Source organism: Agaribacterium haliotis (assembly GCF_002312815.1).
Taxonomy (GTDB): domain Bacteria; phylum Pseudomonadota; class Gammaproteobacteria; order Pseudomonadales; family Cellvibrionaceae; genus Agaribacterium; species Agaribacterium haliotis.
The window spans coordinates 200,168-207,039 of sequence record NZ_NKQJ01000011.1 but is presented as its reverse complement, the minus strand read 5'-3'; the positions used below and the strand labels follow the sequence as shown (position 1 = coordinate 207,039).

6 protein-coding genes are annotated in these 6,872 nt (G+C 49.9%); 1 reads left to right on the top strand and 5 read right to left on the bottom strand.

Annotated features, from left to right (window positions below):
- Positions 1–61: 61 nt before the first annotated feature.
- From CFK45_RS14030 to CFK45_RS14020, 3 genes are all read right to left on the bottom strand, one after another.
- On the bottom strand, positions 62–1,288 hold the full coding sequence (locus CFK45_RS14030; protein ID WP_096087071.1) for a cyclic di-GMP phosphodiesterase: 1,227 nt from the start codon (positions 1,286–1,288) through the stop codon (positions 62–64).
- A gap of 79 nt (positions 1,289–1,367) precedes the next feature.
- On the bottom strand, positions 1,368–2,276 hold the full coding sequence (locus CFK45_RS14025) for a hypothetical protein (RefSeq protein ID WP_096087070.1): 909 nt from the start codon (positions 2,274–2,276) through the stop codon (positions 1,368–1,370).
- Positions 2,277–2,508: 232 nt separating this feature from the next.
- Complete coding sequence (locus tag CFK45_RS14020) at positions 2,509–3,990, bottom strand: cobyric acid synthase (RefSeq protein WP_096087069.1); 1,482 nt, start codon at positions 3,988–3,990, stop codon at positions 2,509–2,511.
- Between the two features lie 167 nt (positions 3,991–4,157).
- Between CFK45_RS14020 and CFK45_RS14015 the strand changes: the two genes are divergently transcribed.
- Entirely contained in the window at positions 4,158–4,823 is a 666-nt protein-coding gene (locus tag CFK45_RS14015) for a YiaD family glycine zipper/OmpA-like lipoprotein (protein ID WP_096087068.1), read from the top strand.
- 71 nt (positions 4,824–4,894) lie between these two features.
- Here CFK45_RS14015 and CFK45_RS14010 read toward each other — a convergent pair whose 3' ends face one another.
- Together CFK45_RS14010 and CFK45_RS14005 are read right to left on the bottom strand one after the other, a co-directional pair.
- Positions 4,895–5,494, bottom strand: coding sequence for a hypothetical protein (locus CFK45_RS14010; RefSeq protein ID WP_143247597.1), 600 nt, complete (start codon positions 5,492–5,494; stop codon positions 4,895–4,897).
- Between the two features lie 289 nt (positions 5,495–5,783).
- Positions 5,784–6,869, bottom strand: a complete 1,086-nt coding sequence (locus CFK45_RS14005; protein WP_096087066.1) for a BamA/TamA family outer membrane protein — start codon at positions 6,867–6,869, stop codon at positions 5,784–5,786.
- Positions 6,870–6,872: the final 3 nt, after the last annotated feature.

Genomic DNA, 6,872 nt, shown 5'->3' with positions numbered 1-6,872 from the left:
TCTCTTGGTCGGGAGAAGCGCAGACTCTATCAGCTGGCTTCTCAATTACCAATTGCACTTATTATGCGAAACCGCGTTTTAATACTAAACCGCGTTTTTGATAATCTCGTATACTCAAACCAAAGCTTCCATCAACCCAAACCTGCTTAATAAGCTTGTCATGAGCTAATTCGCCGCTCTCAATAAAAGATAAATCAAGCAGTTTTTCCTGCTTGTATGGCTTTTTATCTTTATCGAGCATCAGAATCACCTTGGGCAAGTGGCGCCGGAGCTGATTGGTTTCAACAACAAAAGCGATTTGCCCTGAATACAGCTCAACAAGAGATCCCGCCGGGTATAGGCCTATCGTCTGAATAAACTCAAGCGCAAGCTGATCATCAAACTGCTTGCCCCGCTCTGAATAAATAATTTTTAAAGCTTCAGTACTCGTTTTTGCTGGCGAATAAACCCTATCGGCTGTCATTGCATCGTAGGCATCAACAATTGCAATAATTTTCGAAAAGCGACTGATATCTGAGGCTTTTAACTTGCGAGGATAACCTTGGCCATCCACGCGCTCATGGTGGCTATACGCAACATCAATCGCACCGGCATAAATATTTTTTGCCTCTAGCAGCATGTTGCGGCCATGCACCGTGTGCGCTTTAATCAGGTTGTATTCTTTCGGAGTTAAAGCTGCGGGTTTATCAATAATTTCGACAGGCACACGCATTTTGCCAACATCGTGCAACAAACCACACAAGCCGAGCTGCTGAAGCTTTTCTTCTGAATAACCGAGATGCCGGCCAAAAGCTACAGAAATAACGCAGACGTTTAAACAGTGATCGGAAGTGTATTCCCGCGCTTCGCGAATCTTCGACATCCACATCATCGCATCGGGGTGACGCAATACGCTCTCAACACAGCCGTTAACTGTATCTTTGGCGTTGTTGGTATCGATAGCTGCGCCTAAGCGCACTTCATCAAGCAGCGAACTGGTCAATTCCCGCGCGTGCTTAAAGGTCTTAGAAACCCGGCGATGCTCTTCCTTTATTTCGGTTTTATAGGGCGGTGCTACCTTGGGAGCAATACTGACAGCGGCCTTAACCGGCGAACTGTTGAGCTGCTGCTGGCTTGGGTTAACATCAATCCAGAGGTGCTCACAATATTCAGACAAAATTTCAATGTCTTCACGGCTTTCAATCAATAGACCCTGCATGACAAAAGGTGTATCGAGCCAGTCTCGGTCAAGCTTGCTGACATACATGCCGGGGCGCAATTCAGAGACGTGAATTTTTTTACTACTCATTAATGTCGCCTTACTGCAACGCCGGCCTTCGCTGCAGTTTTAAATAGCAAGCTCGGCCGACATTAAGCGCATTTCAGGTTTACTCTTTAACCAACAAAACACTTCTAAACGTCATCAATCGCGCTTTGCGCTCGTTGCGATGATCGTAGTAGAACGTATAGGCCTCGCCGGCGTATTCTTCCTCAATCACCACCTTGAATAAACTGCGGCCGACTTTAACTTTGTGCTCACCGGCATCGAGTTTTGTCTCGGCTCGATATATTTCTCCACCGAGGTGCTCAAAGCGAAAACTATTGCTACCTGCCGAGCCTTTTAAACGGGTTAGTTTGCCTCGCTCTTTCACACCGGATGTTAAATAGCTTTCCAACTCGGCTAGGCGCGCCTGGGCTTCTTCAGCTTCAATACTCAGGCTTGGTTCTGGCTCCGGCTCCGGGCTAGGTGCCTGTTTTTTTGCGGCCTCGGCACTTGCCAGCGCCTCTGCTTTTGCTCGTGCCTGTTCGCGTTTGGCTTGCTGCTCCATACGCTTTTTGTTGTCTAGCGCTTTTTCAATTTCAATAATAGATCGCTGATTCGCTTCAATTTCAGCCTGGGCAGCGAGGCTCGCCTTGTTCAACTCATCAACTTTTGAGTTTGCGTAATCCGCACGTTTCTGCAGCGATGCAAGTTTGCGCTCGGCGAGATTAAAGGCGCCATCAGCACGATCAACGGCACGCTTGTTTTCAGCGGTTGGCTGAGTGCGGTAGGTCGCTTTTGCACGGCGCTGGTCGTCAACGGCGCGTTCCAGCTCTTGCTTTGATGCGTCCAGGTCGGCGAGCGCGGCGTCGGCCTTAGCCTTGTATTTCTCAATCTCCTGCTGATTTGCAGAAATCTGCTGCTCGAGATTGACGTTACTTTGGGTGAGGCTTTGCATAATGTCCGCAGACTGCGCGGTCACAATGGGGGCGCTCAGAGATAAGAGCGCCAATAAACTAACTGTTCTGATTTTCATGAAACTGCCTTTCTGAGCACTAACTTAGCAACCCAGCATCCATATCCGGCTCGCCTGACCTTGGCATAGAGGGGAGAGAGCGGTCGTCGTTGACCTGAAGATACTCGGCTGGGTTCGGGGCTGCTTCTACACCGGCAGCTCTATTACCATACAAAAGTATGTATTTGGGCGGAGATTGTATACAAGTTGATTAAGATTCAACAAGCGCCAGAACAAAAAATTTCGACGCCAATCAAAGTTTGCTTTCCATCCTGTTCAGCACGTCGCTAAACTTAGCCCAATCCAGCTCTTTTTCAAGCGCGGCCGCCAGACGCTCTAACTGCTGCTCACGGTGCTGATTCAGGTCGCAAACCTCAGGTAAGCTGGACAAGCCCGCCCAGCGCAGCAGTAAATCTCTCGCCGGAGCCTGATCAAATATGCCGTGTAGGTAGGTGCCGGCCACTTGACCATCACTTGAGATAAAACCTTCCTTGCGGCCGTCACTTAACTCAAGCAGGGCTTCATAGTCGCCATCGATGCTTGTTTGACCGCAGTGAATCTCGTACCCGGAACACTGCGCGCGCTGCCCCAACAAAGCCAAGCTAGCAGTGCAGCGCTTTAATTGTTTGTGTGGGCGAAGCTCGGTATGCATATCAACCAGGCCCAGCGCATCACAGCTGCCTGCCTGCTGCTCGATACCTAAAGGGTCGCTGATATGCTTGCCAAGCATCTGAAAGCCACCGCAGATACCAAGCAACTTGCCACCATAACGCAAGTGGCGGGCGATATAGTCGGGCCAGGCATATTTTTCCAACCACGCCATATCCGCCCTCACGTTCTTGCTTCCGGGCAAAATAATCAAATCACTAGGCGGTGGAGTTTGGCCCGGGCCAAACCATTGCAAGTCGACGCCGGGGTGAAGGCGCAAAGCATCCAGATCAGTGTGATTGCTGATGCGTGAATACACGGGCACAACCACTTTTAGTTGAGCTTGCTCAGCATCGCATTGCTGGCTTTCAATCGCATCTTCCGCGTCGAGGTAGAAGTTCTGTAAATACGGCAGCACAGCCAGAACCGGCTTGCCGGTTTTTGCCTCCAGCCAATCTAAACCACTTTGTAATAATGCCCTCTCGCCGCGAAAACGATTAATAACAAAACCCACTACTCGCGCCTGCTCACTTTCACTCAACAGCGCCAGCGTACCCACGATGTGAGCAAACACCCCGCCTTTATCGATGTCAGCAATTAAAATTACAGGGCAATCAACGGCTTCAGCAAAACCCATATTGGCGATGTCGCCTTCGCGCAAGTTGATTTCTGCTGGGCTACCAGCTCCCTCGACGACAAGCACATCACAGGCAGCACTTAAACGCTGATGCGAATCGAGCACGGCCCGCATCGCTACTTTTTTATAATCGTGATAAGCCCCGGCTTCCATCGAACTCAGGGCGCGACCCTGAACAATTACCTGGGCTCCTGTATCGCTGCTGGGCTTTAGCAGGATCGGATTCATATCACTTAGCGTATCTATGCGGCAGGCCTGAGCTTGCAGGGCTTGCGCCCGACCTATTTCACCGCCATCGCTGGTCACCGCACTGTTTAAGGCCATATTCTGCGGTTTAAACGGCGCAACCTTCACCCCTCGATTTGCCAACATACGGCACAGGCCAGCAACCAAAACACTTTTACCTGCATCCGATGTGGTGCCCTGAACCATCAATGTATTTTTTTTCATCAGCGACTTCAGCCGGAGTTCATATTCGAAAAACTATTCTATAAGGCAACGTGCACAACTGCACAAAAGTGCGTTGTCTTTCTCGTGAAGAAACTTTATTTTCAGCGGCCTTTTCTATACTTAGGCAACTTAAATTACCGCGCAGCGGCGCAACTTAAGGAATAATGATGAAAAAATCCATCGGAGCCCTGTCACTCGTGGCTCTACTCAGTGCATGTCAAACTTACGACCCCTATACCGGCGAGAAAGAAACCTCAAAAGCAGCAAAAGGTGCTGCCATCGGCGCCGGTGTCGCTGCAGTTATGGCCTACCTCGATAACGACGACGAAGACGTCGACAAGCGCAACCGCCGCATACTTGCCGCGGCAGCCGGCGGTGCCGCCATCGGCGGCGGTGTCGGTTATTACATGGACGCCCAGGAAGCCAAGCTGCGCAAGCAGTTGCGCGGTACCGGGGTGAGTGTTGAACGTGTCGGCGACCAGATCAACCTGGTTATGCCGGGCAATATCACGTTCGCAACCGGCCGAGCCGAAATCGCCAGCAGCTTCTACGACGTATTAGATTCCGTCGTGCTTGTGCTAAAAGAATACGATAAAACCTTGGTAGTCGTCGGCGGCCACACCGACAGTGTTGGCTCGGCAGAGTCCAATCAGGCCTTGAGCGAAGACAGGGCCAACTCGGTCTCAAGCTATCTGCGCTCGAGAGGTGTTGCTCAGGTCCGCCTCGAACCGATCGGTTTTGGTGAGCGCCAGCCCATCGCCAGCAACAGCAGCGCCGAAGGCCGCGCCCTCAACCGCCGCGTAGAAATTACCTTGGTTCCTGCGGAAGCTTAAGAGTTAACGCAGCCCCAAAAAAAGCCGCCTCAATGGGCGGCTTCTTTTTTTCAAAACTTGTGCTCAAGCAACTACGCTCTGCGAATAACACCATCCGCAATAAAACCGGCTTGCGCTTCAATGTGGCCGAGATCGGGGGTAAACACTTCCATTTTATCATCGGGAAGGCGACCAAAAATTGCCAGGATCTCTGAATCGCTGAGTTCGAGTGTCAGTGAATCGTACTCCGGCTCGTCGTTGACCATAAAGTTCGGCGCGGGATGGCGCTCGTCACTCTTGATATAGCGCGCCTGCAAAATTTGTATTACCAACATAGCGTCTTTGCGCTGCTCTTTGGTCAGTAGAGGTAAGATATTTTTCACCTCACCACTCTCGCTTAAAAAAACGGGCAGCATGCCTTTGCGCATCAGCGCGTCGGTTAGGTAATAGGCGCTTTGATAGCTGTCGATACCGTGCCGGGAGCCCTCGTACTTAAACACCGGCGAGCTAATCTGAGTTCCATTCACAACATCGGTTAGGCGAGCTATAGACGGCACTTCACTGCTACACAAACGTTCGTAAAGCGAGTCGGCATAAGGCATACGCGCTTTGACTCTATCGTCATACAAAGCCTGCCCCTGACCAGAAAAAACAACAAAACCGTATTTAAGAAACTTATCAATGCAATCCACGTCGATTACCACCTGCGCTAACTTAAACCAGCCTCAATGCAAAGCAAAATCACCGAGGTAAAGAGGCATAATTCAAGAATCGCTCCAAGCTGACGTGAAAACCAGCAACACAGGCTAAATAAACCGGCTGACGTTGATTTCAGTAAATTTTTATAGCAAGAAGAAAAATGAAACTGAGTGGGATATGAAAAATAACTATTTAATGAGTAATAAATAGCTTCGAGCTGATACAACAAACTCCCCACTGTAAGCTTATTCGACAAACGATTAGGCGAAACGAATAAACAAACTAAAAAGCATTGCCAAATTGAATATAAAATCCGTGGTTCTGATATTTCCCTGCAGCCAGTTCAGCGCGTACGATCATCTTCTCCTGTTTTTTCAGCATAAAGTTTACGCCTGCACCAAGCGCTGGAAATAAATTGTCATCATCAGAGCATTTTTTGTCATTGCCATAGAGGCAGGCAACGCCAGCAAAAGCGCTTAAACCCCAGCGCTCACTAAGCCTATAGCGCTCTTCAAGTTGAAACATCACACTGTTCTTGCCGAGATATTCGCCGCGAGTATAACCGCGCAGGTTCACAGAACTATAAGCAGCACGCGGAGCACCGGCCGTCCACCGGCCTTTGATTTGAGCGGCAATGACGTTGCCATTACCGTGCGCCCGGTAGATTGAATAACCGAGGTCATAAGTGTCAAAACTTTCGTCACCACCAAGCTTTTCGCTATAAGCAATATTATTGAAATTAAATAAAGAACCCGAGCTCGGCGAGTTCTGATTGTCGCGGCTGTCGCGCTCCAGCACAGCTCCGAGGCCATTGCTCTTAAAACCTTCTAGGCCAAGCAATTTCAGTAAGGCGCGGCTGAAACTGTCTTTGCCTTCAATTTTGTAATCCATCGCCACCAGCTGAGCGCCGACAAACCAATGCTCTTTGGTTCTGACACTGTAACGAGTAAACACGCCGCCAAGCTCATCCCGAGTTTTAACATCGACCCCCGTGCCGAGAAAATCGCCGTAATCATTCTCGATGCGCCCACCAAAAGCACCGGCCACAAAACGCTGCCGGTCTTTTGCAAAATAGTTGCGGGAAAAAAGCCCATAGATAGTGGAATCCGTATTGCTGTAAGTGCCCATTAAACCCAGCATAGAGCTCGGGCTCTCGCTGTCCGCCTTAAACAAATACGCTCCCATCGCCCCGATACTCGCCCCTAGTTTTGGGTCGGCACTGAAAATAGGGGTCGCCAGCCATGGAGATTCCTGATCCGCAGGCTTAACAGCGTCATCGCCGGGCTCGTTTTGTGCCCAGATAAGGGGCGAAAAGATAGAAAAAAAGACAGTGTAAATACACGGGCGAAACAGCAATAGCTTTAACATTGG

What these genes read in the sequence shown, in the direction of transcription:
- CFK45_RS14030 (WP_096087071.1), bottom strand. Translation starts at nt 1,288, where the DNA reads ATGAGTAGTAAAAAAATTCACGTCTCTGAATTGCGCCCCGGCATGTAT.
- CFK45_RS14025 (WP_096087070.1), bottom strand. Translation starts at nt 2,276, where the DNA reads ATGAAAATCAGAACAGTTAGTTTATTGGCGCTCTTATCTCTGAGCGCC.
- CFK45_RS14020 (WP_096087069.1), bottom strand. Translation starts at nt 3,990, where the DNA reads ATGAAAAAAAATACATTGATGGTTCAGGGCACCACATCGGATGCAGGT.
- CFK45_RS14015 (WP_096087068.1), top strand. Translation starts at nt 4,158, where the DNA reads ATGAAAAAATCCATCGGAGCCCTGTCACTCGTGGCTCTACTCAGTGCA.
- CFK45_RS14005 (WP_096087066.1), bottom strand. Translation starts at nt 6,869, where the DNA reads ATGTTAAAGCTATTGCTGTTTCGCCCGTGTATTTACACTGTCTTTTTT.